The organism is Stenotrophomonas sp. FW305-C-20-S1 (assembly GCF_058783335.1).
The window spans coordinates 62221-86749 of the sequence record NZ_JBYTEK010000016.1 but is presented as its reverse complement, the minus strand read 5'-3'; the positions used below and the strand labels follow the sequence as shown (position 1 = coordinate 86749).

Sequence of the window (24529 nt, the reverse complement as noted above, 5' to 3'; positions counted from 1 at the left end):
GTGCCGGCCAACGTCGGCACCCTTCAACGGATCCGCGCCATGCGTGGATGCTTTGCCTCAGCGCGGCAGGCTGTCCTCGGCCACCAGCGCATGGTGCATGCCGATGCCCGCGCGCACGCCTTCGGCCATGGCCAACGTGATGTTGCCGACCGTGGTCGCATCACCGGCGGCGTAAACGTTCGGCACCGAGGTCTGTTTCATCATGTCCACCTCGGCCAGCACGCCCAGCGGACTCTCCACCAGCGCGCAGCCCAGCTGCTGTACCAGCGGCGTGGCCATCTGCTGCATGGCCGGCACGAACAGCGCACGCTGGGCGACTCGGCGACCGTCGGCAAGTTCCACTTCCAGCCACGTCGGCTGCTCGCCGTGCACACCTACCACCGGCGTGGTTTCCACCTGCACGCCGCGCTGCTGCATGGCGGCCAGCTCCTGGTCGCTGATCGGCAGGCCCTGGCTGAAGAAGGTGACGTTGCCCCAGTCGGCGAACAGCGGCGCCTTGCCGGCCGACATCGGATGGCCGCCGAGCAGGCCGATCGAACCGCCACCCACTTCATAACCATGGCAGTACGGGCAGTGCAGCACGGTGCTGCCCCAGCGCTCGGCCAGGCCGGGCAGATCGGGCAGCTGGTCGGCGATACCGGTGGCCAGCAGCAGCTTGCGCGCGGTCAGTACCTGGCCGTCGGCCGTACGCACCTCCACACCTTCGGTGCGGAGCGTGGCCTGCACCGCTTCGGCATTCAGCCAACGCACGCTCGGGTAGTCCAACAGTTGCTGGCGCGCGTTCTTCAACAATTCGGCGCCACTGATGCCGTCCAGGCCCAGCACGCCGTGCGAATGGCTGGCGAAACGGTTTCGCGGCGAACCCGCATCGATGATCGTGACCGGCCGGCGCGCACGCGCCAGGATCAGTGCGGCGGCGATGCCGGCGTAGCTGCCGCCGACGATGAGAACATCAGGATTCATGGTGACCTTCCAGGGAACGGTGATGGGCAAGATGGCGGGCGAAGTCGGCGCCAAGCTGGTCGAGGGTGGTTGCCTGCAGCCGCTGCTCGAGCAGGCGCTGCGCTTCGCGGGCACTCTCCAGCAGGGCCTGGTTGACCAGCTGCTGGATCGGGCAGCCGCCCCTGCCTTCGCGGGTACCGACCTGGACCATCGGCGGCGCGCCGATGGCCTGGTAGACGTCGTACAGGGTGATCGTCGCCGCATCGCGGGCGAGCTGGCTGCCGCCACCGTGGCCGCGCGTGCTGCGTACCAGGCCGGCCTTGTGCATCTGCGCCAGCAGGCGGCGGATCACCACCGGATGGGTCGGCAGGCAGGTCGCCAGCTGTTCGGAGGTTCGCGGCCCGTGCTGGCCGACCAGATGGGCCATCACGTGCAGCGCGTCGGAAAGCGGATTCGCGGATTTCATGTAACAACAATAGTTACATTTAAACCACCTGTCGAGGGTCTGCTTTTGTTCCAAATGGACACATTTGTCCAAGTAAACATAACCTTCACATCACTAAACAGAACGGTAATGTGACAGACATCGCACTTCAGAGCGCTCAAGGACGGTCGATACCGCATCGCACCCCTTCCGAGATCTCGTCCCATGAAAGCCTCTTCCCATGCGCCGCGGCTGCAGTCGAAGCTGCTCGGTGCCGTTTCTGTTGGTCTGGCTGTTGTCCTGGTATGCGCCTTGGCGGGCCTGGCGTCGGCCTGGTTGAAGCTGTCCACCGACGTACCGCCGGAGGTTGCACACAGCCGCGATGCCGAGCGCCTGCAACGCGAATTCCGCGGACAGGTACAGGAGTGGAAGAACCTGCTGCTGCGCGGCCACGATGACGCGCTGCGCCAGCATCACCTGCAGGCCTTCGACAACGAAGGCCGCGTCGTTGCCGAACTGGCCACGGGCCTGGCCGCCAGCCCCGATGCGCGCACGCGCGAACTGGCGCAGGCGTTTTCCGGCCTGCACGCACAGTTGCAGCAGGACTACCACGCCGCACTGCAGGCCTTCGCTGACGCCAGCTACGACCCGGCGGTCGGCGATTCCCTGGTGCGCGGCAAGGACCGTCCGGTGGCGGCCGCGCTGGATGCGCTGGGTACGCAGGCCACCCAGGTGGCCGAAGCCGCGGTGACCGCGCGTTCGCACCAGGCACGGCAGACGCTGCTGCTGTGCGCCGCGCTGACCATCGGCGCCGCCGTGCTGCTGCTGATCGCCCTTGGCTGGTGGCTGCGGCGCGCCGTGGTGCAGCCGGTGCTGGCGGTGGAAGCGGCCGCGCGTGCGGTTGCCGCCGGTGACCTCGACCACGTGGTGCAGGTGCGCAGCCGCGACGAGATCGGTCGCCTGGCACAGGCGATGCAGGCCGTGCAGAGCACCCTGCGTGGCGTGCTTGATGCGCAGACCGCGATGGCCAGGGCACACGACGCCGGCACGATCAGCCACCGCATGGACAGCAGCGCCTTCCCCGGCGCCTACGGCACGATGGTGGCCGACACCAACACCCTGGTCGATGCGCACATCCAGGTGAAGATGCGCGCGATCACGATCATGGGCCGCTATGCAGTGGGCGATCTCAGCCTGGACATGGAGCGCCTGCCCGGCGAGAAGGCCGTGATCACCGAGGCGCTGGATGCGGTGAAATCCAACCTGGGCGCGATCAACGGCGAGATCCGCCGCCTGGCCGAAGCTGCGGCGGCGGGCGACTTCAGCCAGCGCGGCGACAGTGCGCACTTCGAGCATGATTTCCGCGCGATGGTCGATGGCCTGAACCGGTTGATGCAGACCACCGAACAGAACCTGGGCGAGGTCTCGGCCATGCTGCGTGCCATTGCCGATGGTCGCCTGGGTGCGCGTATGGACGGCGACTTCCAGGGCGTGTTCGCCCGCATTGCGGGGGATGCCAACGCCACCGCTGCACAGCTGGCGACGATCGTCAGCGACATCAAGCACGCCTCCGGCAGCATCCACACCGCCGCTGCGGAAATTTCCGCCGGCAACAACGACCTGTCGCGCCGCACCGAACAGCAGGCGGCGAACCTGGAAGAAACCGCCGCGTCGATGGAGGAACTGACCTCCACCGTGCGCCAGAACGCCGAGCATGCGCGGCAGGCCAACCAGCTGGCGATCGGTGCGCACAGCGTGGCCTCGCACGGCGGTGAAGTGGTCGGCCAGGTCGTGGCGACGATGGATGCGATCGAAGGCTCGTCGCGGCAGATCGCCGACATCATCAGCGTCATCGACGGCATCGCGTTCCAGACCAACATCCTGGCGCTGAATGCCGCGGTGGAAGCGGCGCGTGCCGGCGAGCAGGGCCGTGGATTCGCGGTGGTCGCCAGTGAAGTGCGTACGCTGGCACAGCGGTCGGCGGCGGCGGCCAAGGAAATCAAATCGCTGATCGAGGCGTCGGTGGAACAGGTTGGCCACGGTGCGCAGCGCGTGCGCCAGGCCGGCGACACCATGGCCGAGATCGTCGCGTCGGTGCAGCGCGTGACCGACATCATGGCCGAGATCTCCGCTGCGTCGCAGGAACAGTCGGCCGGCATCGAGCAGGTCAGCCAGACCATCATCCAGATGGATGGCACCACCCAGCAGAATGCCGCGCTGGTGGAAGAAGCCAGCGCAGCGGCACGCAGCCTGGAACAGCAGGCGGATCGCCTGATCGAAGCGGTGGATGTGTTTGATCTGTCCACCACGGCGACAGCAACGGGTGCCTTGGCGCGCGCGGCCTGACGGATCCACCGGGCAGTGTGGGGGTTGCCGGCCAGCGGCCAGCACCCCCCCCCCCCTCTCCCCCCCCCCCCCCGCACTACCATGCGTGCGATTCCCGGTAATGCCGGCCGCTGGCCGGCAACCCGGACACTCCATCAGCGCAGGTAATCCGAGGCGGCCATCGCCTCGCCCAGGTAATCCAGGAACGAGCTGATCCGTGCCGATACGGCCGTGTTGCGGTAGTACACCGCATGGATCGGCTGGTACACATCCAGCGTCTGCGCGGCCAGCACCGGCACCAGGGTGCCGGCCGCGCGGTCGCGTTCGGTCACGAAGTCGGACAGGCAGGTGATGCCCACGCCCTCCACCGCCAGCGTGCGCAGGGTCTCGCCGCTGGACACCGCGATGTCTGGCCGCACCAGCAGCTGCCCCTCGGCATCGCCCGGCAGCGGCCAACGGTTCAATGACTCCGGCTCGTTGAACCCCAGCAGCGTGTGCTGACCCAATGCCACCACGCTGGCCGGCTCGCCGTGCGTGGCCAGATAGGCCGGGCTGGCCAGCACCTGCAGCCGGCAGCGCCCCAGCGGCCGCGCATGCAGGGTGGAATCGGCCAGCGGGCCGATACGGATCGCCAGATCGGTGCGCCGTTCCAGCAGGTCGATGTAGCGCTCGGAACTGTTCAACTCCAGCTGCACGTCCGGATAGCGCGCGCGGTAACCAGCGACCAGCGGCGCGATCACGTGCAGCACGAACGGCATCGCTGCATCCACCCGCAGCCGGCCAGCCGGACGCTCGCGCCGCGCCGCCATCTGTTCCTCGGCCGATTCCACCGCATCGATGATCGCCCGCGCATGGCGCAGATAGGCCTCGCCCTCGGCGGTCAGGTGCAGGCGGCGGGTGGTGCGGGTCAGCAGGGTCGTGCCCAGCTTGTCCTCCAGCCGGCCCAGCGCGCGGCTCACGCCCGAGGGTGTCTGCCCCAGCTGCTCGGCAGCCGCGCTGATCGAACCGCTGTCGATCACCGCCAGGAAGGCCTGCATTTCGTCGAGGGTGGTTTTCATGGCGCCATTATTGACCACGCGGCAAGAGTGATTGGCGTGAAGACCGGTTTTTCGGCAAAGGTCGGCCGCGCACACTGCGCGCCTTCCTTCCCTCTGGACACTGTCATGATCCGTGGCATTCCGCTCGCCCTGCTGGCGCTGACCCTCGGTGCCTTTGCCATCGGCACCACCGAATTCGTCATCGTCGGCCTGATCCCGACCATCGCCGCCGACCTGCAGGTCAGCCTGCCCTCGGCCGGCCTGCTGGTCTCCCTGTATGCCCTGGGCGTGGCCGTCGGCGCGCCGGTGTTGACCGCGCTCACCGGCCGCGTGCCGCGCAAGACCCTGCTGGTGGCGCTGATGGTGCTGTTCACCCTCGGCAACGTCATCGCATGGATGGCACCGGGCTACACCTCGCTGATCGTCGCCCGCATCCTCACCGGCCTGGCCCACGGCGTGTTCTTCTCCATCGGCTCGATCATCGCCACCGCCGTCGTGCCGAAAGAGAAGGCCGCCAGCGCGATCGCCATCATGTTCACCGGCCTGACCGTGGCGCTGGTGACCGGCGTGCCGCTGGGCACCTTCATCGGTCAGCACCTGGGCTGGCGCGCCACGTTCCTGGCCGTGGCCGGCCTGGGCGTGATCGCGCTGCTGGGCAGCCTGCTGTTCGTGCCGCGCGGCCTGGCACAGAGCGCGCCGGCCACCTTCCGCCAGCAGCTGGGCGTGCTTGCGCAGCCGCGCCTGCTGATGGTGTATGCCATCACCGCGCTTGGCTACGGCGGCACCTTCCTGTCCTTCACCTACCTGGCGCCGATCCTGCAGGACGTCACCGGCTTCTCGGCCAACGCGGTCAGCCTGGTGCTGCTGGTGTATGGCGTGTCGGTGGCGATCGGCAACCTGTGGGGCGGCCGCATGGCCGACCGTATGGGCCCGATTCCCGCGCTGAAGCGCATCTTCGCGCTGCTGGCCATCGTGCTGCTGGTCATGACCTTCACCGCCCACAACACCTGGCTGATGCTGCTGACCGTGCTGGCACTGGGCGCGGTGGCGTTCGGCAACGTGCCCGGCCTGCAGGTGTACGTGGTCAAGCAGGCACAGCGCTACGCACCGCAGGCGACCGATGTGGCCTCGGGCCTGAACATCGCCGCCTTCAACATCGGCATCGCGCTGGGTGCGTCGCTGGGCGGCCTGGTGGTCGAGCACATCGGCCTGATGCATACGCCGTGGCTGGGTGCGCTGGTGGTGGTCGGTGCGTTCGCACTGACGGCACTCAGCGGCCGCCTGGACCGTCGCGACGGTATCGACGATCGCGCCGAAGGCATTGCGGTGAGCGCGCACTGATGCATGCAATGCACCGTTGCCGGCATGCACACGGCCCCTGCCCTACCCTTTGCGATCACCTCCTTCCCCCGCTTTGGAGTTCTCCATGACTGTCCCCGCTTTCGGCCTCGGCACCTTCCGCCTGAAAGACCAGACCGTGATCGACTCGGTGCGCATCGCGCTGGACGTCGGCTACCGCGCCATCGACACCGCGCAGATCTACGGCAACGAAGCCGAGGTCGGCCAGGCCATCGCCGAGTCGGGCGTGCCGCGTGACGAGATCTACCTGACCACCAAGGTGTGGATCACCGAGTTCAAGCGCGATGCGCTGCTGGCCAGCCTGCGCACCAGTCTGGAAAAGCTGCGCACCGACCATGTCGACCTGGCGTTGATCCACTGGCCGTCACCGAACGACAAGGTCGATACGCCGATGGAGGAATACCTGCCTGCCCTGGCTGAGGCCAAGGCACAGGGGCTGGCTCGGGAGATCGGTATCTCCAACTTCACCATCGCACAGACCCGCAAGGCGATCGAGATCCTCGGCGCCGATGCCATCGCCACCAACCAGATCGAGATCCACCCCTACCTGCAGAACCGCCTGCTGGTGAAGTTCCTGCAGGACAACGGGATCCGCGTCACTGCCTATATGAGCCTGGCCTACGGCGAGGTGATCAAGGACCCGGTGATCCAGGCCATCGCCGGCCGTCACCAGGCCAGCCCGGCACAGATCGCGCTGGCATGGGCGCTGCAGCAGGATTACGCGGTCATTCCGTCATCGACCAAGCGCGAGAACCTGGCCAGCAACCTGGAAGCCGCCGCGATCCGCCTGACCGAAGACGACATGGCGCAGATCGCCAAGCTGGACCGTGGCCACCGCCTGGCCAATCCGGAAGGCATCGCACCGGCCTGGGATTGAAGAACGGCCGCCGGGCATGGCCCGGCGCTGCCGGATGACGGTGGGTAGCGCCGGGCCATGCCCGGCGGATCCATCAGTACTGCAACAACCATCCGCGCATTGCCGCACTCACCTCGTCCGGCTTCTCCATCGGTGCCAGGTGCCCGCAATCGGGCACCACCACCAGCTGCGAATGCGGCACCAGCGCGTGCATCTCCTCGCTCACCGCCAACGGCGTGATGCGGTCGTTCGCACCACAGACGATCAGCAGCGGATCGCGGTAGCCGGCCAGCACATCGTGGCCATCACTGCGCTCCAGCGCGCTCTGGCGCAGGAACACCTCCGCACCCAGCCGTGCGGTCATGTCACGCACGCGCTGCACCAGCACGTAGTCGTCCAGCCGCGAGGCGTCGATATAGCTGCGCATCAGCGCGTCACCAAAGCCGTGGAATTTACCGGGCAGGCGCACGCTGGCGCGCTGGCTGCGGCGCTGTTCGGCACGTTCCGGGGAGTCGGCATGAATCGAGGTGTCGATCAGGGCCAGCTGCAGCACACGCTCCGGCGCGGTGCGCAGGATCTGCTGGGCGACGAAGCCGCCCAGTGAGAAGCCGGCCAGCGCAAACCGTTCCGGCGCCTGCGCCAGTACCTCCTCGGCAACGGCCTGCAGGGTCTCGCCGTGGGTCTGGTCGCCCACGGTGCAGTCGGCGATATCGGCCAGGTCGGCCAGCTGCGCGCGCCAGAGTTCGGCGTCGTTGAGCAGGCCGGGGAGCAGCAGCAGGGGAATGCGGTCGGTCATGCGGGTATTGTGGCGTCTTCAAACCCACAACACGACCAGACACCCATGGCCGACCCCTACAACAGCGCCCCGACCACGTCCGCAGCGCGCTTCGATGATTCGATGGTGACCACCGCCTTCGAGCTGCCCGGCTACCGCATCGCGCGCAACCTGGGCGTGGTACGCGGCATCACCGTGCGCTCGCGCTCGATCGTAGGCAACTTCCTGGGCGGCATCCAGACGATCTTCGGCGGCAACATCACCATCTACACCGAGCTGTGCGAGCAGGCGCGCGAGGAAACCTATCGCGACATGGTCAAGCATGCGCGGCAGCTGGGGGCCAACGCGGTGATCGGCATGCGCTACGACGCCACCGATGTGATGACCGGGCTGACCGAAGTACTGTGCTATGGCACGGCGGTGATGGTCGAGCCGCTGCTTTGAATCCGATGTTCCGCCGGGCTTGGCCCGGCGCTACCGTCACGGTCACGCCGCTGGCGGGACGTCGGGGACTTCCACCTGCTGCACCGGCAACGTCACCATCATCACCGTCGGGTCGTCCGGGTCCAGCCGGGTCTTGAAGCCCAGGCTCTGGCACATCGCCAGCATGGTGCTGTTCTCGCGCAGCACCTGGCCTTCCACCACATCCAGGCCCAGCCACTTGGCGTACTCGATCATGATCGCCATCAGGCGCCAGCCGATGCCGTGGCCCTTCAGATCCGAACGGATCAGGATGCCGTACTCGCCACGGTGGTAATCCGCATCGGCATGCAGTCGCACCGCGCCGAGCATTTCGCCGCTGCGCGGTTCGAGCGCCACCAATGCGATCGAGCGCGCGTAGTCCAGCTGGGTCAGGCGGGCGATGAACTCGTGGCTGAAATGCTTCACCGACTGGAAGAAACGCAGACGCAGATCCTCGTCGCTGACACGCGCGAAGAACGCACGGAACAGCGCGTCATCTTCCGGCCGCACCGGGCGCACGAACGCGCGGCCGCCATCGGACAGCTCGATGGTGCGCTCCCATTCCTTCGGATACGGGAACACGGCGAAGCGTGGATGGCCACGGCCCTTGTGCAGGATGCGCGACGGCGCAACCGCAACGCGCGCGTCCAGCGCGAGGATGCCCTTGCTGTCCACCAGCAGGGGATTGATGTCCAGCGTGCGCACTTCGGGAATGTCCGCCGCCAGCTGCGCCAGTTTGACCAGCGCCAGTGCCAGTGCGCGCTCGTCGGCGGCGGGCACGTCGCCATAGGCTTTGAGAATGCGCGAAGCCCGGGTCTGGCCGATCAGCTCGTGGGCCAGGCGCAGGTCCAGCGGCGGCAGCGCCAGTGCCTTGTCGTTGATCACTTCCACCGCCGTGCCACCGCGCCCGACCACGATCACCGGTCCAAACGTGGCGTCGTCGGCGATGCCGACGATGATCTCGCGCGCCTTCGGGCGGACGATGGTCGGTTGCACCAGCAGGCCGTCGATGCGCGCGTCCGGCCGTAGCTGGCGTGCACGAGCAAGGATGGCCTTCGCCGCGCTCTGCACCGCCGGCAGGGTCGCCAGATTCAGGCGCACGCCATCCACTTCGGATTTGTGCGGAATATCGGGCGACAGGATCTTCAGCGCGACCGTCGCACCACGCTCCAGCAAGGGTTGCGCCAGGTCCATCGCCTCGTGCGCATCGCGCGCATGCATCACCGGTGCAGAGGGGATGCCGTAGGCCTTCAGCAGTTCATGGGTGGCCAACGGGTCCAGCCAGCCCTGGCCGTTGGCCAGCGCGGCTTCGACCAGCGCGCGCGCACGCGCGGTATCCACGCTGAAATCCTGCGGCAGGCTCGGCGGTGTTTCCATCAACGCACTCTGTGCCTCCCGGTAACGCACCAGATGCTGGAAGCCGCGCACGGCCTCCGCTTCGGTGGGATAGGTCGGCACGCGTGCGGCATTGAGGGTGGCGGTGGCCTGGTCGTCGTTGCCCAGCCACACCGCGAATACCGGCTTGTCGCGGTGGTGGCGCGGGCGCAGGCCGAGCGTGCGGGTCAGCGCCTGCGCCGCATCGGCCGACGAGGTGAACGCGGTAGGCACGTTGACCACCAGCACCGCATCGTTCTCGCTGTCGGCCAGCAACGCTTCGATGGCAGTGGCATAGCGATCACCATCGGCGTCGACCACGATGTCGACCGGGTTGCTGCGCGTCCAGCCCTGCGGCAGTACCGCATCCAGCTTCTGCACGGTGCTGTCGGACAGTTGCGCCAGCGTGCCCTGCAGGGCGATCAGCTGGTCCACCGCCAGGTGGCCGACGCCACCACCGTTGCTGAGGATGGCCAGGCGACGACCGGGGAAGGTGCCAAGCCGGCCCAGCGACTCGGCCGCGGTGAACAGTTCGTCCAGCGCGCTCACCCGCAGCAGGCCGGCACGGTTGAATGCCGCGCCGTACACATCATCGGCGCGCGCCAGTGCCTGCACGTGGGTATCGGCGCTGCCCGGCTGTACCCGTTCGGCGCGCCCGGACTTCACCACCACCACGGGTTTGGCACGCGCAGCGGCGCGCGCGGCCGACATGAACTTGCGCGCGTCCTTGATCTGCTCGACATAGAGCAGGATGGCGCGGGTACGGTAGTCGGTGGCGAAATAATCCAGCAGATCGCCGAAGTCCACGTCCATGGTGTCGCCCAGCGAAACCACGGCGGAGAACCCCACCGAGCGCGCCACGCCCCATTCCACCAGGGCGGCGGCAATCGCCGAGGATTCGGAGATCAGCGCGAGGTCGCCGGCCTGTGGGAAATGCGCGGCGATGCTGGCATTGAGCCGTGCATGTGGCGCGATCACGCCCAGGCAGTGCGGGCCAAGGATGCGCAGGCCATGCGCGCGCGCGGCGGCCTCCACCTGTGCCCATGGCGAGCCCGGGCCTTCTCCCAGGTGCGCGGTGAGGATGATCGCGGCCTGCACGCCACGTTCGGCAGCGGTGCGTACCACCTGCGGCACGATGGCGGCCGGTGCGGTGATCACCACCAGTTCCGGCACCCAGTCCAGGTCCTTCAGCCGCTTCACCGTGCGGATGCCATCGATCTCCGCATGGCGCGGGTTGATCCATGCCACTTTGCCGGGGAAGCCGGTGCCGCGCAGGTTGCGCATCACTGCGCGGCCCGCCGAGCGCTCACGCGGGCTGCCGCCGATCACCGCGACCGACTGCGGACGGAACACGGACTGCAGGTGGTAGGTACTCATGTGCCTACGTTACACGGACCGGCGCTGCGGCGGCATGATCGTGCGCAGGAACCTGGCATCGCATCCACGCAGGGCGTGGATCCACCACGGCCGCCAGGACCAGTAGATCCACGCCATGCGTGGATGACGCCGCCGTTACAGCAGCGTCCCGTGCAGGATCATCGCGGCGATGCTGAAGTAGATGACCAGGCCGGTCACATCCACCAGGGTGGCCACGAACGGAGCCGAGGCGCTAGCCGGGTCGAAGCCCAGCCGCTTGAGGATGAAGGGCAGCATCGACCCGGACAGCGAGCCGAACGTGACGATGCCCACCAGCGCGGCACCGATGGTGATCGCCAGCAGGATCCAGTGCTCGCCGTAGTCATGGAAGCCACCGAGCTGCCAGATCACGATGCGTACGATGGCCAGGCAACCGAGGATGGCGCCGAGCACCATGCCGGTGGGCACTTCGCGCAAGGCCACCTTCCACCAGTCGCGCAGGCGCAGTTCGCGCAGCGCCAGGCTGCGGATCAGCAGCGAGGTCGCCTGCGAACCGGAGTTGCCACCCGAGCTCATGATCAACGGAATGAACAGGGTCAGCACCACCGCGCGCGCCAGTTCGTCCTCGTAGTGCTGCATCGCGCTGGCGGTCAGCATCTCGCCGACGAACAGCACGCTCAGCCAGCCGGCGCGCTTGCGCAGCATCTCGAAGAAGCCGATCTGCATGTACGGCTTGTCCAGCGCTTCCATGCCGCCGAACTTGTGCGCGTCTTCGGTGGACTCTTCGATCAGCGCATCGAGGATGTCATCGACGGTGACGATGCCGAGCATGTGCTGCTGCGCGTCCACCACCGGAATGGCCAGCAGATCATGGCGGCGGATCAGCCGCGCCACGTCTTCCTGGTCCATCTGCGCATCCACCATCACCGGCGGATTGACCTGGGCCACATCCAGGATCGATTCCTCCGGCAGCCCGGTGATCAGCCGGCGCATGGTCACCACCTGCTGCAGCTGCTGGTTGGTCGGGTCGAGCACGTAGATCGCATACACGGTCTCGCGCGTGCGTTCGACCTGGCGGATGTGCTGCAGGGTCTGGGCCACGGTCCAGGTGGCGGGCACGGCGACGAACTCGGTGGTCATCAGCGCACCGGCGGTGTTCGGCGGGTAGCTCAGCAGCTTCTGGATGGTCTGCCGGGCTTCGTTGCCCAGCAGCGGAATCAGCCGCGCGCGTTCTTCTTCATCCAGCTCGTGGACGATATCGGTGGCACGGTCGTCGGCCATCAACCCCAGCAGCGCGGCGGCGCGTGCCGGCGGCAGTGCGGCAACCAGCTCGCCACTGCGGTGCAGCTCCGGCGCCTCGAGCATCTTCACTGCACGCGGCAGCGACAGCGCGGCCAGCGTCTCGGCGGCGCGCTGCAGTTCGAGCGTGTTGAGGAATTCGACCGCGTCGGCGGTGTTGTAGTTCGCCAGCGGTGCCGACAATGCTGCGGCATCGGCCACCGGACGCAGCAATTGCTTCTGGTTCATGGTGATTCGCCTTCATGGGGTGCGACCTCGCGCAACGCCAACGCAGGCAAACCGTCCCGGTGTCAGGCGGTGGCCATCGCTGGCGTCGACCGAGGTCGACTTCTACTGTCGCTGGACATGGGTTGGGGACTCCGGAGGGGTGTACTGCCGGACACGCCGGCAGCGGCGGGCAGTCTGGACCTGCGGTCGGTGCAGGTCAACCCGCCACGCTGACCGGACAATGGGCCCGCTGCCGTTCTCGTGCGTACACAGCGGCGCGCGCATAATGACCAGGTGGCATCCGCCGCGCTTCCCCTCCCCGCCGAACGGACGCACAGCCGGCCTCCCGATGACCAGGTATTCCCATGCATAGCGGTGGTCTGGAACTGGCACTGGTGCTGCTGCTGGCCGCGGTGATCGCGGTGCCGGTGTTCAAGAAGTTCGGCTTCGGCGCGGTGCTGGGCTACCTGGCGGCTGGCGTGGTGCTGGGTCCGGACGGTCTGGGCTTCGTGCAGGACGCCGACCGCATCCTCGGCGCGGCCGAGATCGGCGTGGTCATGCTGCTGTTCGTGATCGGGCTGGAGCTGTCCCCGGCCCGGCTGAAGGTGATGCGGCGCTCGGTGTTCGGTGCGGGCGCGGCGCAGGTGGCGCTGTCCGGGCTGGTGCTGGGCGGCCTGCTGCTGCTCGATCACTTCCAGTGGAAGAGCGCGCTGGTGGTGGGCGTGGCGCTGGCGCTGTCGTCGACTGCGGTCGGCCTGCAGCTGCTGTCCGAACACAAGGCGATCAACAGCGACCATGGCCGGCTGGGGTTTGCCATCCTGCTGTTCCAGGACCTGATCGCCATTCCGCTGCTGGCCGCGATTCCGCTGCTGGGCGGGGTCAAGAACGAGACGCTGCGCTGGGAAGATGCGGCCGTCGCGCTGGGCGCGCTGGCAGTGGTGATCCTGTGCGGGCGGCCGGTGCTGCGCCGGGTGTTCGGCATCATCGCCCGCACCCGCAGCCCGGAGGTGTTCACCGCCACCGCGCTGCTGGTGGTGCTGGGCACCGCCTGGTTCATGCAGGAAGCCGGCCTGAGCCCCAGCCTGGGGGCATTCCTGGCCGGCGTGCTGCTGTCCGATTCGGAATTCCGGCATGAGCTGGAATCGCAGATCGAGCCGTTCAAGGGCCTGCTGCTGGGCCTGTTCTTCATTGCCGTGGGCATGGGCATCGACCTGGACCGCATCGCCGCCGAACCGTGGATGATCGCTGCGGGCGTGGCGATCCTGCTGGTGGTGAAGTTCAGCCTGCTGTACGCCATCGGCCGCATCGCCAGACTCAGCTCGCGGCAGTCGTTGCTGCTGGGCAGCGTGTTGTGGCTGGGCGGCGAATTCGCCTTCGTGGTGTTCAACGAAGCCCAGCGTGCGCATCTGCTGGGCAATGCCAACCATGACCGGCTGGTGGCGATCGTCGGCCTGTCGATGGCGATCACCCCGTTGCTGATGATCGCCCTGATGCGCCTGCTCGGCGAGGAGAAGGTCGCACCCCGCCAGGCGGCGGAGGCCGACAAGGTGGCGCCGGACAATCGCCCGAAGGTGCTGATTGCCGGCATGGGCCGCTTCGGCCAGGTGATCGCGCGCCTGCTCACCGCGCAGAAGGTGCCGTTCGTGGCACTGGAGGCGAACCCGGACACGGTGGCCGACCTGCGCCGCTTCGGCAACCAGCTGTACTACGGCGATCCGACCCGGCCGGAGATGCTGCGCGCCGCCGGTGGCGAGCACATCGACGTGTTCGTGATCACCGTGGACGACCCGGAAACCAACCTGCGGGCGGTGCGCATGGTGCGCCGCCTGTACCCGGACGCGACGGTGCTGGCGCGTGCGCGCAACCGCCAGCATGCCTGGCGGTTGATGGACATGTCGGCCGAACCGTTCCGCGAAGTGTTCGGTACCAGCCTGGAAATGAGCGGGCGCGTGCTGACCGCGCTGGGCGTGGCACCGAACGTGGCCGAGCGCCATGTGCAGCAGTTCCGCGAACACGACGAGAAGCTGCTGCGCGACCAGTACCTGGTCTACGACGACGAGGCCGCCGTGATCCAGACCTCGCGCGATGCCCGCAACGACCTGATGCACCTGTTCGAAGCGGACGCGGAAAGCGACGACAACAAGGAGCGCTGACCGACGGGGTTGGGTAGTGCCGGCCGCTGGCCGGCAACCTCATGCACCTCGCCAGGATTGCGAAGCTGCCGGCTAGCGGCCGGCACTACCGCGCCTTGGGGTCAGCCGTTGTCGCGCAGGAACCTGGCCATCGACGATACGCCCGGCACGCGCGGCTCGGACGCGGAAAGCGACGGCGACAAGCAACGCTGATCGACGGGGTTGGGTAGTGCCGGCCGCTGGCCGGCAACCTCATGAACCTCGCCAGGATTGCGAAGCTGCCGGCCAGCGGCCGGCACTACCGCGCCCAGGGGTCAGCCGTTGTCGCGCAGGAACCTGGCCATCGAAGAGACACCCGGCACGCGCGGCTCAAACTCGGCGGCGACGTCGATGAAGCCGCGCATCACCGCGATCTCGCGCGGGCTGCGGTTCAAGCCATCGCGCGCTTCCGGGTCGGCACCGGCGCGCAGCAGGCGCTGCACCAGCAGCGGCAACCCGTGCAGGGCGGCCAGGTGCAGCGGGCCGAAGCCCCGCGGATCGCGCACGTCCAGGCTGACGTCTTCATCCAGCAGGCGCTCGACGGCGGCCATCACCACCTGCTCGTCGCAGGCGGTTCCCGGTTCGGCGCGCGCGCCCAGCAGCAGCAGCAACGGCGTGACCGCACCGGCGGCGGCCTGGTCCGGCTCTGCACCAGCCAGCAGCAGGGTATCGAGCAGCGCCAGCAGGCGCGAACGGTCGCGCGCACTGAAGCCATACAGGGCTGCGCAGTGCAGCGGCGCCAACTGCTGGGCATCGCCGGCGTGCACATCGGCACCGGCGGTGAGCAGGCGCGCCACGATGTCCGGCAGCCCCAGCGCCGAGGCCAGCATCAGCACGGTGACCCCGCCTGGCAGGCGGTGTTCGAGCTGCGCACCGGCGTCGAGCAGGGCCGAGACGATCTCGACCTGGCGCATGCTGACCGCCGCTGACAACGGCGTGGCACCACTGGCAGCGGCATGCTGCGGATCAGCGCCGCGCGCCAGCAGCAGGTCGACCACGGCCAGGTGGCCACCGCCGGCAGCACGCAGCAGCGCGGTGCAGCCCTGCGCATCGACGGCGTCGACGGCAAAGCCCAGATCATTCAAACGACGCACGGCGTCGACATCACCGGCCATCGCGGCGGCCGGAAGATCACCTTCGCGCAGGGTCCGGCGCGGCAGCGGCCAGACGCGCCAGTCCAGCCAATCAGCCAGATCACGACGGCCGATCGACAACGCCACGCCCAGCGGTGTCTGCCCATCGGCTGCACGCGCTTCCGGCGAGGCGCCGTGCTGCACCAACAGCTTCAAGGCGCTTTCGCGCGCCAGTGCGGTGGCCAGATGCAGCGCGGTCATGCCATGGCTGTCGCGTGCTTCGCGGTCCACGCCGGTGGTGAGCAGGGCCTGCTGCAGGCGCAGCCAGCCCAGGCGCACCGCCAGCGACAACGGCGGATCACCGGCTGGCGAGGCGGCAAACGGATCGGCGCCCCGCTCCAGCAGTTCCAGCGCCAGCTGCTCAAGGCCACGCGCCGCCTGGTCGTGCTGCGCACAGGCGGCCAGGAAACGCGCCAGGCCGCCACGCCCGGCCGGCGACAGGCCGTGCTGCAGCATCACCTGCAGGGCTGGCACGGCATCGATGCCACGCGAAAGCAGCGCGAACATCGGCGTATCTGCGCAGGCGTCGCGCACGTACGGATCAGCACCATGGGCGAGCAGCCAGTCGACCGCGCGCGGCTCCAGCGCCAGCTCCGGATCGAGCAGCAGGCCACCCAGTTCTTCGGGCTGGCACAGCCTGGCCAGTGCGGCCATGCCATCGGTATTGCCGAACCCCAGCGCCTCGCGCAGCAGGGTCAACGGCGGGCGGTCGGGCAACAGGCCGCTGGCGCTGGCCGTCTCACCGCGCTCGGCCAGGCCATCGCTGACGGCGGCGGGCAGCGGGTAGGACGGGTCCAGCAGGGCCACGATCGCCCAGCGACCGGCTTCGGCGGCATAGTCCACCGCGCGCCGGCCGGCCGGATCGCTGCCGTCGGCGGCGATGCCCAGTTCCAGCAGGCGCTTGATCAACAACGGCGAAACGTCCTCGGCCATCGTGGCCAGCAGCACCGCGTTGCGGCCATCGGTGTCGACCGCAACCAGGTCGGGTTTGTGCGGCAGCAGGTGCTCGACCACGGCAGCCCGGCCGGCGCGTGCGGCTTCCAGCCACGGGGTGCGGCCCAGCGCATCGCGCGCTTCCAGGTTGGCACCGGCGGCCAGCAGCACGCCGATGATGTCCACGTGGCCGGCCAATGCGGCTTCATGCAGCGCGCTGCGGCGCTGGCGGTCGCGCGCGTCGGCACGTGCCTTGTGCTTGAGCAGCAGCTGCACGCCGGCCGGATCGTCGTCCTCGGTGGCGGCCGCGGCCAGCAGCACCGGGGTGCCGTCAGCCGGCTCGCTGCGCGCGCCACGCTCCAGCAGGAAGCGCGCCAGGCGCCAGTTGCCGACTTGGCAGGCCACCGCCAGCGGCGACCAGCCATCACGGTTCAGTGCGTCCACTTCAGCCGCCGCATCACGCAGCAGTGCGGCCACGCCCGGGTCGGAACTGCGCGCGGCGTGGTGCAGGGGCGTGTTGCCCTCGCTGTCGGTGGCGCGCGAATCGGCACCGTTGGCCAGCAGGGTCATCACCGCTTCCGGACGCCCATGCCAGCTGTCGCGGGTCGCGGCCAGCAGCGGGGTCATGCCACGGTGCGGCGCGTTCACATCGACGCCGCGGCCGATCAGCTCGCGCAGCAGGCGCAGGTCCGGCAATACTGCGGCCAGTACAGCCAGGCTGCGCTGGTCGCGCCAGTTGGGGTCAGGCAATGAATGCGGATCGGCGCCGGCCTGCAGCAACTGCAGCGCGCGGTCGATGCGGCCGTGGCGTGCGGCTTCGTACAGGGCCGGGGTCAGCTCCTGCGGCGCCAATGCTTCCAGCGGCGTGGTGTCCACCGCAGTGCTGAACAGCGTTTCGCGATCGACCGGCAGTTCAGCGCCAACCGAGCCGCGCAGCGAGACCAGCGGCGCCGGTACGATGCGCTGCAGCAGCAGGTGCAGCAGCGGCGACAGCAGCAGCACCGCCAGTGCCGACGGCCAACGCGCGCTTTCGGGCAGCAGGCCCGGCCAGGTCGGCAGTACCACCAGTGCGGCCAGGGCCATCACCAGTGCGGCCACGCCAAGGCCACGCCAGGCGCTGAGGTCGCGGCCGGCCAGCGCCTGCCAATGCTGGGCCAGGCCACCGTCGAGGCGCTCGACATCATTCCACAGCGGCCAGGTGCGCCAAGCCGCCAGCAGGCCAGCGCTGACCAGCACGCTCAGGCCCAGCACCGCAGCCAGGCTGCCGCTGTCGCGCAGCGCGGCCAGCGGCCAGGCCAGCAACAGGGCCAGCAGCAACGGCGCGGCGATCCACAGTGCCAGCAGCGCCGGCAGGTCCTGGCGGACGATCACCTTCGGCGGCAGCAGCGCACGGCTGCGCCGCCACCACGAGATTCCCAATGCGAACGCCGGTTGTGCCAGTGCCGCCAGCACCGCACCGGGCAGGCCGCCCAGCGCCGAACCCAGTGCCAGCAAGGCGCCCAGGGTGAAGGCCAGCGACAGGGCGCGGGATCGGGAAAGCTCAGTCATAGTGGCGCAGCATCATGCTGCTCACCGACGGCGGCACCTGCAGGTAGAACCCGCGCTCGGTCAGTTCGCTGCGCACCTTGGCCGGGTCGGCCTGGGCCAGCCGGCGCTCCGCGTCCAGGGTCACGTCCAGCACGAAGACGAGCGGACCCAACGACGCCGACAGCGGCGCAGGCAAAGCGCTGAAGTCATCGCGTCGGGCGAGATAGACGTAGGTGTCCGGCTTGAGTTGGCTTTTATAGACGTAGGCGTGCATGTCCACGGGACGATAACCCGGGAAGAGCCGTGATTGTGTCGGAAAGCCGACACCGGGGAAAGCCGTCACGCGACGATGGCGGCGCGATCGACGGCGTTTCCCCGTTGAGGTTCAGCAATGTGGCGGCGCCGTTCAGGCTGCGCCACCAGTCGGCAGCGCTTACTTGACCTTGGCGTAGGTGCCCTTCAGGGCCACGCCGGCGACGAAGGTGCCGGCCCAGCACTCGTAGTTGGTCGCGCTCTTGAACTCGTTCTTCTTGTAGTAGCTGACGATGTCGACCACGGCGTTGGCGCCGCGCGACTTGGCACCGTCCTGCAGGGCCAGCAGTGCCGACAGCGCGACCCAGTTGCAGGCCTCGACATCGCTCTTGTTGGCGGCGTTGGTCTTCTTGTTGGTCACGTCTTCGCCCAGGCGCTGCTGCACGCTGACCGGCTGGCCGGCCAGGTAGAAGCGCACGCTGCCGTCGATGCCGGCATCTTTGGCGGCCTGCGAACTGATCAGCTCGCGCAGGGACTGTTCGACGCGGGTATCGCGCGCCGAAGCGGTGGAAGTCAGGGCCAGCAGCGCGGTGGCAGTGGCGATCAGCAGGGTGCGGCGCATCGGAACGTCTCCTTGTTGGGGTGCGGGTACGGCGGGGTCACGCGCTCCAGCGGCGGAACACCAGCGAGGTGTTGATGCCGCCGAAGGCGAAGTTGTTGCTCATCACGTACTCGGCCTGCAGCTCGCGGCCTTGTCCGGTGATGAAGTCGAGCTGGCCGCAACGCGGGTCCACCTCGACCAGGTTCAGGGTGGGCGCGAACCAGCCGGCGCGCATCATCTCGATGCTCATCCAGGCCTCGAACGCGCCGCAGCCGCCCAGCATGTGGCCGACGTAGCTCTTCAACGAGCTGATCGGCACGCGGCTGCCGAACACCTGGGCGGTGGCCTGGGTCTCGGCGATGTCGCCGTGGTCGGTGGCGGTGCCATGGGCGTTCACGTAGTCGATCTGTGCCGGCTGCAGACCGGCGTCTTCCAGCGCCAGGCGCATGGCCTGGGCCATGGTATCGGCGCTGGGCTGGGTGACGTGCTGGCCGTCGCTGTTGGTGCCGTAACCGACGATCTCGGCGAGGATGGTCGCGCCGCGTGCCTGCGCGTGTTCCAGATCCTCCAGGATCAGCGTGCAGGCGCCCTCGCCCAGCACCAGGCCATCGCGGCCGGCATCGAACGGACGCGGGGTGGTGTGCGGTGCATCGTTGCGCGTGCTGGTGGCAAACAGGGTGTCGAACACCGCCGCAGCCGTGGCGTCGAGCTGTTCGGCCCCACCGGCCACCATCACCGTCTGCTTGCCGCTGCGGATCGCTTCATAGCCGGCGCCCACGCCCTGGCTGCCCGACGTACAGGCGCTGGAAGTGGTGTAGACACGCCCGGACAAGCCGAAGAACACACCGATGTTGACCGGCGCGGTGTGGCTCATCATCTTCAGGTAGGTGGTGGCGCTGATGCCGTCGGTGGTGAACTCATGCAGCATGCGGCCGAATTCGCCGGTGGCTTCGTGGCTGCCCGACGACGAGCCATAGGCCACGCCGGTACGGCCACTGCGCAGCACCGGGTGCTCGAACAGGCCCGCCTCACGCAGGGCGACCTCGGTGGCGCGCACCGACATGATCGCCACCTTGCCCATCGAGCGGGTGGTCTTGCGGTTGTAGTTCGGCGGCAGCTCGTAGTCCTGCGCCGGCGCGGCAAGCTTGGTGTTCAGGCCCGCATACACATCCCATTCCGGCATCGAACGCACCGCATTGCGGCAGCTGCGCAGATGGGCCTGGATGGTCGGCCAGTCGTGGCCAAGCGGACTGATGGCGGCAGCACCGGTGACCACCACGCGACGATCGGCGGCCATCAGATCATCCCTCCGTTGACCGAGATCACCTGCCGGGTGATGTAGCCGGCCGGCTCGGACAGCAGGAACGCGACCGTGGCCGCCACTTCCTCGGGACGGCCGACGCGGCCGGCCGGGATCAGCTTCAATGCGTGATCGACCACTTCTTCGTTGAGCATGTCGGTCTCGATCAGGCCCGGGGCCACGCAGTTGACGGTGATCTGGCGGCTGGCCAGTTCCAGCGCCAGTGCCTTGCTGGCACCGATGATGCCGGCCTTGGCCGCACTGTAATTGACCTGGCCACGGTTGCCGGCCACGCCCGACACCGAGGACAGGGTGACGATGCGGCCCGGCTTGCGCCGCCGCACCATCGGCATGATCAGCGGATGCAGCACGTTGTAGAAACCGTCCAGGTTGGTGTGGATCACCTGGTCCCAGTCGTCCTCGGACAATGCCGGGAACGCGCCGTCACGGGCGATGCCGGCATTGCACACCACGCCGTAATAGGCGCCATGTGCCTCCACGTCAGCCTCCAGCGCAGCACGCGCGGCAGCACGGTCGGCCACGTCGAAGGCCAGCACGCGCGCCTGCCGGCCCAGCGCCTGGATCTCGTCGGCCACCGCCTGTGCTTCTTCCACACGGCTGCGGCAATGCACCACCACGTCGAAGCCATCGCGCGCGATACGCAGCGCAATGGCCCGGCCGATGCCCCGGCTCGCGCCGGTCACCAGCACGCTTGGATTCCCTGTCATGCCTGTCCACTCTCCAGATAGGCCATCGAGTCGGCCGGTTCGAACACCGACACGTTGGCAACCGCCCATTCTTCTTCGCCTGCCAGGATGCGGCAGGCGAACATCCCTAATCCATTGTCGCCCAACAGCTCGCAACGCGCCTGTACCTGCAGGCGGGTGCCACTGGGGAAACTGCTGCGCGTGCTGGTATAGCGCCGGCTGCCAAGCAGGAAGCCCAGCTGCGGCGGGTTGCCGGCCGTGCGTGCGCGGCAGCCGGCCCAGGCAGCGATGGCCTGGGCCATGTATTCGATGCCGACCCATGCCGGGACCGCACCGTCTTCGATGAACAGGCCGGCCTCGGGCACCACCAGTTCCGCCTCGATGCCGTCCTGGTCCCAGCGCAGGATGCGGTCCAGCAGGCACATGTCCTGGCGGTGCGGCACCACCTCTTCGATGGCATACAGCGGCATGTTCATCGGCGCTCCAGTGCCAGCACGGCATTGCTGCCGCCGAAGGCGAACGAATTGCTCAGCACCCGCCGCGGCAGCTGCTGCAGGAAGGTCGCCGGGGCTACCAGCGGCAACGCCGGCAGCGCCGGATCGGCCACGCCGTCCCACCAGTGCGGCGGCAGCTGCTGCTGCGGATTCTCGGCCAGCAGGATCCAGCACAGCGCCGCTTCGATCGCACCGGACGCACCCAGCGTGTGGCCGGTCAGTGGCTTGGTCGAACTGGCCGGCACGGCGGTGCCCAGCACCTGCGCCACGGCGTGGCTTTCCATGGCGTCGTTGTGGCCTGTCGCGGTGCCATGCAGGTTCACGTAATCCACTTCCGAAGGTGACCAGCCAGCACGCTGCAACGCCTGCTGCAGGGCATCGATGGCACCCAGCCCCTGCGGGTCCGGTGCCGACATATGGTGCGCGTCGGCCGACTCACCCCACCCCGCCAGGCTGACCGGGCCTGCATCGCGGGTCAACAGGAACAGCGCGGCGCCCTCGCCGATGTTGATCCCGCAGCGATGCTGCGAGAACGGATTGCAGCGCACTGCGGAGACCGATTCCAGCGCGCTGAACCCGGCGACGGTGAACCGGCACAGGGAATCGGCACCACCGGCGATGACCGCATCGACGATGCCGGAACGCAGCATGCGCGCGGCCGACATCAACGCCTTGGCGCTGGACGAACAGGCCGTGGACAGCGTCCAGGCCGGGCCCAGCGCACCGCTGCGCTCACGCACGAACTGCGCGGCGGTGCCCATTTCCTGCTGTGCGTAGTCGAAGCCTTCGGGCCAATGGCCGTGCTCGGCGCGGGTACGCAGCGCCTGTTCGGATTCACCGATGCCCGAGGTGCTGGTGCCCAGCACCACCGCCACACGCTCGGCGCCGTAACGGTTGATGGCATCGGCAACGGCCGGCGCGATCTGCGCCAGTGCCACGTCCAGCAGAGCATTGTTGCGGCCACGCAGGGACACCGGCAGTTCCTCCAGCGTCGGCAGCGGGCTGTGCACTTCGCCCAGCGCGAGGGTGCGACCCGGCAACAGGCTGGCGTTGTCGCTCAGGCCGCCGGGCGCATCGGCAAACAGCGCAGCAGCCACCGCGGCGCGGCCCTCGCCCAACGCGCAGACCACGCCGAGGTCGTTCAGGAAAATGGGAGCGCTCTTCATTCCTGGCCGGCCATGTCGATCGATTCGATGCGCAGGGTGTAGCCCTCGGCGCGGTTGTCCAGCTGCACGCTGCCATCGCCCAGGCGCTGCAGCTGCAGCCACACGGTGCCGTCGCGGGACAGGCTGCGCTGGCGGCCGTCGTCGCTCACCTGCCAGCCGGCCGGCAGCGCGGCGGCAATGGCGTCAGTCGGCCACAGCGCGAACTGCAGGTCATCCAGTACGCGTTCGGCACGTACCTGTGGCGGCAGCCACGGTGCACGCTGCTGGGTCAGCTGCTGGCCGTCCCACTGCAGGCGCACGCCGGTCTGGCCCATCGCCTGCACGGCCAGCCGCACCTGCTGCGCGTCGGCTTCCAGCAGCGCATCCAGATCACGCTCGTGGCTGCCGAAGCGGAAGTGCAGTTGCTGCTGCAGGGCCAACGGCGCCGGCAGGCTGGACGGTGCCAGCCGCAGCGGCGGCAGGTCGACCAGCGGCCGCGGCATGCGGCTGGCACAGGCGGCCAGCAGCAGGCACAGCAGGACAGCGGAGAGGCGGACGATCAGGCGCTGCACAGTTCCTCCAGCACGCGCATGCGACGGCCACTGTCGTCGGCCACATACGGATTGTTGGTGTCCCAGGCGTAGCCGGCCAGGATGGAGCTGATCATGTCGCGTACCTGCGGCTGCTGGTCGGGGTGGTAGATGATCTTCTGGAAGCCGCCCTGGTACCAGCTTTCGACGAAGCGGCGGAAGGTTCTCACACCGGCACGCAGCGGAATCGAGAATTCGCTTTCCCAGTCCACGGTCTCGCCCGCGTAACGGCGCTTGAGGCATTCGCTGGCCAGCTGCGCCGACTTGAACGCGATGGTGACGCCGGAGGAGAACACCGGGTCGAGGAACTCACCGGCGTTGCCCAGCAGCGCATAGCCCGGGCCCCACAGCGAGCTGACATTGGCCGAATAGCCGGTGATGCGGCGCACCGGCAGCACCGCCCATTCGGCATTGGCCAGCAGCGAGGTCAGGTTCGGATCCTCGCCGACGATGGCCTGCAGCTTCTGCAGGTCGTCGCCTTCGTAGCGCTCGAAGAACGATGGCTCGGCGACCACGCCCAGCGAGCAGCAGCCGTTGGAGAACGGAATCGTCCAGTACCAGACGTCGATGTGCTCGGGATGGGTGGTGATCAGGATCTTGTTGCGGTCGAATTCCGCTTCGGCCGGGATGTTGTCGCGCACGTGGCAGAAGATCGCGCCGCGCACCGGGAAGTTGGACGGTGATTCCAGGTCCAGCAGGCGTGGCAGCAGGCGCGCGAAGCCAGAGGCGTCGAGGATGAAATCGGCTTCGATGCGGTACTCGCTGCCATCGGGGCGGCGCACGCTTACCAGCGGCTGCTCGCCCGGCTCGACGGACAGCACTTCGTCGCCGAAGCGCAGGGTCGCGCCCATGCGCTCGGCGCCACGCGCCAGCACGTTGTCGAAGTCGGCGCGCTGCACCTGGTAGGTGGTGCCCCAGCCCGGCGAGAACTTCTTCCTGAAGTCGAACGCGGTGCGCGCTTTCCCGTGCACGAAGGCCGCGCCGTTCTTGTACTGGAAGCCCGCCTCGACCACGTCCTGCAGCAGGCCCGCCGCTTCGATGTATTCCATGCTCTGCGGCAGCAGGCTCTCGCCGATGGAGAAGCGCGGGAACTGCTGGCGCTCCAGCATCAGTACCTTGCGGCCCTGCTGGCGCAGCATCGCCGCGGCCACCGAACCGGCCGGGCCGGCGCCGATGATCAGGATCTCGGTACGTTCCACGTCTTCGTGGCGGGAAGAATCAGCGGCATCCACAGCAGTAGTCATCGGTGCGTCCTTGTTG

Annotated in this window: 20 protein-coding genes; 5 read left to right on the top strand and 15 right to left on the bottom strand. The window is 68.3% G+C overall.

Annotation, left to right across the window (positions count from 1 at the left end; genetic code table 11):
- Window positions 1–57 precede the first annotated feature (57 nt).
- Window positions 58–963 (bottom strand): NAD(P)/FAD-dependent oxidoreductase, encoded by a 906-nt coding sequence (locus AC3WTC_RS10950; RefSeq protein WP_492711416.1) that lies wholly within the window; start codon window positions 961–963, stop codon window positions 58–60.
- A complete protein-coding gene (locus AC3WTC_RS10945) occupies window positions 953–1408 on the bottom strand; it encodes an Rrf2 family transcriptional regulator (RefSeq protein ID WP_032976824.1) in 456 nt (151 codons plus the stop codon). Before AC3WTC_RS10945 ends, AC3WTC_RS10950 begins: the two co-directional genes overlap by 11 nt.
- A gap of 183 nt (window positions 1409–1591) precedes the next feature.
- Between AC3WTC_RS10945 and AC3WTC_RS10940 the strand changes: the two genes are divergently transcribed.
- Window positions 1592–3712: a methyl-accepting chemotaxis protein gene (locus tag AC3WTC_RS10940; protein WP_492711415.1), complete on the top strand. Its 2121-nt coding sequence runs from the start codon at window positions 1592–1594 to the stop codon at window positions 3710–3712.
- Between the two features lie 134 nt (window positions 3713–3846).
- On the opposite strand, the gene AC3WTC_RS10935 is transcribed toward AC3WTC_RS10940, so the two are convergent.
- Window positions 3847–4749 carry a LysR family transcriptional regulator gene (locus AC3WTC_RS10935; RefSeq protein ID WP_025877600.1) on the bottom strand — a complete coding sequence of 301 codons (903 nt, stop codon included), beginning with the start codon at window positions 4747–4749 and terminating at the stop codon, window positions 3847–3849.
- 105 nt (window positions 4750–4854) lie between these two features.
- Between AC3WTC_RS10935 and AC3WTC_RS10930 the strand changes: the two genes are divergently transcribed.
- Both AC3WTC_RS10930 and dkgB read left to right on the top strand, forming a co-directional pair.
- Entirely contained in the window at window positions 4855–6069 is a 1215-nt protein-coding gene (locus AC3WTC_RS10930) for an MFS transporter (RefSeq protein WP_059065570.1), read from the top strand.
- Window positions 6070–6154: 85 nt separating this feature from the next.
- Entirely contained in the window at window positions 6155–6964 is an 810-nt protein-coding gene (gene dkgB, locus AC3WTC_RS10925; RefSeq protein ID WP_492711414.1) for a 2,5-didehydrogluconate reductase DkgB, read from the top strand.
- 73 nt (window positions 6965–7037) lie between these two features.
- Here dkgB and AC3WTC_RS10920 read toward each other — a convergent pair whose 3' ends face one another.
- On the bottom strand, window positions 7038–7739 hold the full coding sequence (locus tag AC3WTC_RS10920) for an alpha/beta fold hydrolase (RefSeq protein WP_025877606.1): 702 nt from the start codon (window positions 7737–7739) through the stop codon (window positions 7038–7040).
- Window positions 7740–7784: 45 nt separating this feature from the next.
- Here AC3WTC_RS10920 and AC3WTC_RS10915 point away from each other — a divergent pair, with 45 nt between their 5' ends.
- Window positions 7785–8162, top strand: a complete 378-nt coding sequence (locus AC3WTC_RS10915) for a YbjQ family protein (RefSeq protein WP_492711413.1) — start codon at window positions 7785–7787, stop codon at window positions 8160–8162.
- A gap of 42 nt (window positions 8163–8204) precedes the next feature.
- On the opposite strand, the gene AC3WTC_RS10910 is transcribed toward AC3WTC_RS10915, so the two are convergent.
- Both AC3WTC_RS10910 and mgtE read right to left on the bottom strand, forming a co-directional pair.
- Entirely contained in the window at window positions 8205–10931 is a 2727-nt protein-coding gene (locus AC3WTC_RS10910; RefSeq protein WP_099785838.1) for a bifunctional acetate--CoA ligase family protein/GNAT family N-acetyltransferase, read from the bottom strand.
- A 135-nt stretch (window positions 10932–11066) separates the two neighbouring features.
- Window positions 11067–12437: a magnesium transporter gene (gene mgtE / locus AC3WTC_RS10905; RefSeq protein ID WP_100437067.1), complete on the bottom strand. Its 1371-nt coding sequence runs from the start codon at window positions 12435–12437 to the stop codon at window positions 11067–11069.
- A gap of 344 nt (window positions 12438–12781) precedes the next feature.
- On the opposite strand from mgtE, the gene AC3WTC_RS10900 reads away from it, so the two are divergent.
- A complete protein-coding gene (locus AC3WTC_RS10900) occupies window positions 12782–14569 on the top strand; it encodes a monovalent cation:proton antiporter-2 (CPA2) family protein (protein WP_492711412.1) in 1788 nt (595 codons plus the stop codon).
- Window positions 14570–14862: 293 nt separating this feature from the next.
- Here the strand turns inward: AC3WTC_RS10900 and AC3WTC_RS10895 are convergent, their stop codons facing one another.
- The 9 genes from AC3WTC_RS10895 to AC3WTC_RS10855 all read right to left on the bottom strand — a co-directional run bounded on the left by AC3WTC_RS10895 (window position 14863) and on the right by AC3WTC_RS10855 (window position 24513).
- Complete coding sequence (locus tag AC3WTC_RS10895; protein WP_492711411.1) at window positions 14863–18201, bottom strand: ankyrin repeat domain-containing protein; 3339 nt, start codon at window positions 18199–18201, stop codon at window positions 14863–14865.
- Complete coding sequence (locus AC3WTC_RS10890; RefSeq protein WP_025877986.1) at window positions 18194–18454, bottom strand: YcgL domain-containing protein; 261 nt, start codon at window positions 18452–18454, stop codon at window positions 18194–18196. The genes AC3WTC_RS10895 and AC3WTC_RS10890 overlap by 8 nt, the downstream gene beginning before the upstream one ends.
- Window positions 18455–18613: 159 nt before the next feature.
- Window positions 18614–19054 (bottom strand): hypothetical protein, encoded by a 441-nt coding sequence (locus AC3WTC_RS10885; RefSeq protein WP_025877987.1) that lies wholly within the window; start codon window positions 19052–19054, stop codon window positions 18614–18616.
- A gap of 37 nt (window positions 19055–19091) precedes the next feature.
- Complete coding sequence (locus tag AC3WTC_RS10880) at window positions 19092–20330, bottom strand: beta-ketoacyl-ACP synthase (protein ID WP_025877989.1); 1239 nt, start codon at window positions 20328–20330, stop codon at window positions 19092–19094.
- Window positions 20330–21061: a 3-ketoacyl-ACP reductase FabG2 gene (locus AC3WTC_RS10875; protein WP_279208197.1), complete on the bottom strand. Its 732-nt coding sequence runs from the start codon at window positions 21059–21061 to the stop codon at window positions 20330–20332. Before AC3WTC_RS10875 ends, AC3WTC_RS10880 begins: the two co-directional genes overlap by 1 nt.
- Window positions 21058–21516 carry a hotdog family protein gene (locus tag AC3WTC_RS10870; RefSeq protein WP_025877993.1) on the bottom strand — a complete coding sequence of 153 codons (459 nt, stop codon included), beginning with the start codon at window positions 21514–21516 and terminating at the stop codon, window positions 21058–21060. The genes AC3WTC_RS10875 and AC3WTC_RS10870 overlap by 4 nt, the downstream gene beginning before the upstream one ends.
- Window positions 21513–22700 (bottom strand): beta-ketoacyl-[acyl-carrier-protein] synthase family protein, encoded by a 1188-nt coding sequence (locus AC3WTC_RS10865; RefSeq protein ID WP_492711410.1) that lies wholly within the window; start codon window positions 22698–22700, stop codon window positions 21513–21515. Before AC3WTC_RS10865 ends, AC3WTC_RS10870 begins: the two co-directional genes overlap by 4 nt.
- Complete coding sequence (locus AC3WTC_RS10860) at window positions 22697–23251, bottom strand: DUF3261 domain-containing protein (RefSeq protein ID WP_033832520.1); 555 nt, start codon at window positions 23249–23251, stop codon at window positions 22697–22699. The genes AC3WTC_RS10865 and AC3WTC_RS10860 overlap by 4 nt, the downstream gene beginning before the upstream one ends.
- On the bottom strand, window positions 23239–24513 hold the full coding sequence (locus AC3WTC_RS10855; protein ID WP_492711409.1) for an NAD(P)/FAD-dependent oxidoreductase: 1275 nt from the start codon (window positions 24511–24513) through the stop codon (window positions 23239–23241). The genes AC3WTC_RS10860 and AC3WTC_RS10855 overlap by 13 nt, the downstream gene beginning before the upstream one ends.
- Window positions 24514–24529 lie beyond the last annotated feature (16 nt).

Excerpts from the sequence above, each read along its gene's own strand:
- AC3WTC_RS10950 (WP_492711416.1), bottom strand. The coding sequence starts at position 963 with ATGAATCCTGATGTTCTCATCGTCGGCGGCAGCTACGCCGGCATCGCC.
- AC3WTC_RS10935 (WP_025877600.1), bottom strand. The coding sequence starts at position 4,749 with ATGAAAACCACCCTCGACGAAATGCAGGCCTTCCTGGCGGTGATCGAC.
- AC3WTC_RS10855 (WP_492711409.1), bottom strand. The coding sequence starts at position 24,513 with ATGACTACTGCTGTGGATGCCGCTGATTCTTCCCGCCACGAAGACGTG.
- AC3WTC_RS10870 (WP_025877993.1), bottom strand. The coding sequence starts at position 21,516 with ATGAACATGCCGCTGTATGCCATCGAAGAGGTGGTGCCGCACCGCCAG.
- AC3WTC_RS10910 (WP_099785838.1), bottom strand. The coding sequence starts at position 10,931 with ATGAGTACCTACCACCTGCAGTCCGTGTTCCGTCCGCAGTCGGTCGCG.
- AC3WTC_RS10945 (WP_032976824.1), bottom strand. The coding sequence starts at position 1,408 with ATGAAATCCGCGAATCCGCTTTCCGACGCGCTGCACGTGATGGCCCAT.
- AC3WTC_RS10890 (WP_025877986.1), bottom strand. The coding sequence starts at position 18,454 with ATGCACGCCTACGTCTATAAAAGCCAACTCAAGCCGGACACCTACGTC.
- AC3WTC_RS10915 (WP_492711413.1), top strand. The coding sequence starts at position 7,785 with ATGGCCGACCCCTACAACAGCGCCCCGACCACGTCCGCAGCGCGCTTC.
- AC3WTC_RS10875 (WP_279208197.1), bottom strand. The coding sequence starts at position 21,061 with ATGACAGGGAATCCAAGCGTGCTGGTGACCGGCGCGAGCCGGGGCATC.
- AC3WTC_RS10900 (WP_492711412.1), top strand. The coding sequence starts at position 12,782 with ATGCATAGCGGTGGTCTGGAACTGGCACTGGTGCTGCTGCTGGCCGCG.
- AC3WTC_RS10865 (WP_492711410.1), bottom strand. The coding sequence starts at position 22,700 with ATGAAGAGCGCTCCCATTTTCCTGAACGACCTCGGCGTGGTCTGCGCG.
- AC3WTC_RS10880 (WP_025877989.1), bottom strand. The coding sequence starts at position 20,330 with ATGGCCGCCGATCGTCGCGTGGTGGTCACCGGTGCTGCCGCCATCAGT.
- AC3WTC_RS10920 (WP_025877606.1), bottom strand. The coding sequence starts at position 7,739 with ATGACCGACCGCATTCCCCTGCTGCTGCTCCCCGGCCTGCTCAACGAC.
- dkgB (WP_492711414.1), top strand. The coding sequence starts at position 6,155 with ATGACTGTCCCCGCTTTCGGCCTCGGCACCTTCCGCCTGAAAGACCAG.
- AC3WTC_RS10940 (WP_492711415.1), top strand. The coding sequence starts at position 1,592 with ATGAAAGCCTCTTCCCATGCGCCGCGGCTGCAGTCGAAGCTGCTCGGT.
- AC3WTC_RS10885 (WP_025877987.1), bottom strand. The coding sequence starts at position 19,054 with ATGCGCCGCACCCTGCTGATCGCCACTGCCACCGCGCTGCTGGCCCTG.
- AC3WTC_RS10895 (WP_492711411.1), bottom strand. The coding sequence starts at position 18,201 with ATGACTGAGCTTTCCCGATCCCGCGCCCTGTCGCTGGCCTTCACCCTG.
- AC3WTC_RS10930 (WP_059065570.1), top strand. The coding sequence starts at position 4,855 with ATGATCCGTGGCATTCCGCTCGCCCTGCTGGCGCTGACCCTCGGTGCC.
- mgtE (WP_100437067.1), bottom strand. The coding sequence starts at position 12,437 with ATGAACCAGAAGCAATTGCTGCGTCCGGTGGCCGATGCCGCAGCATTG.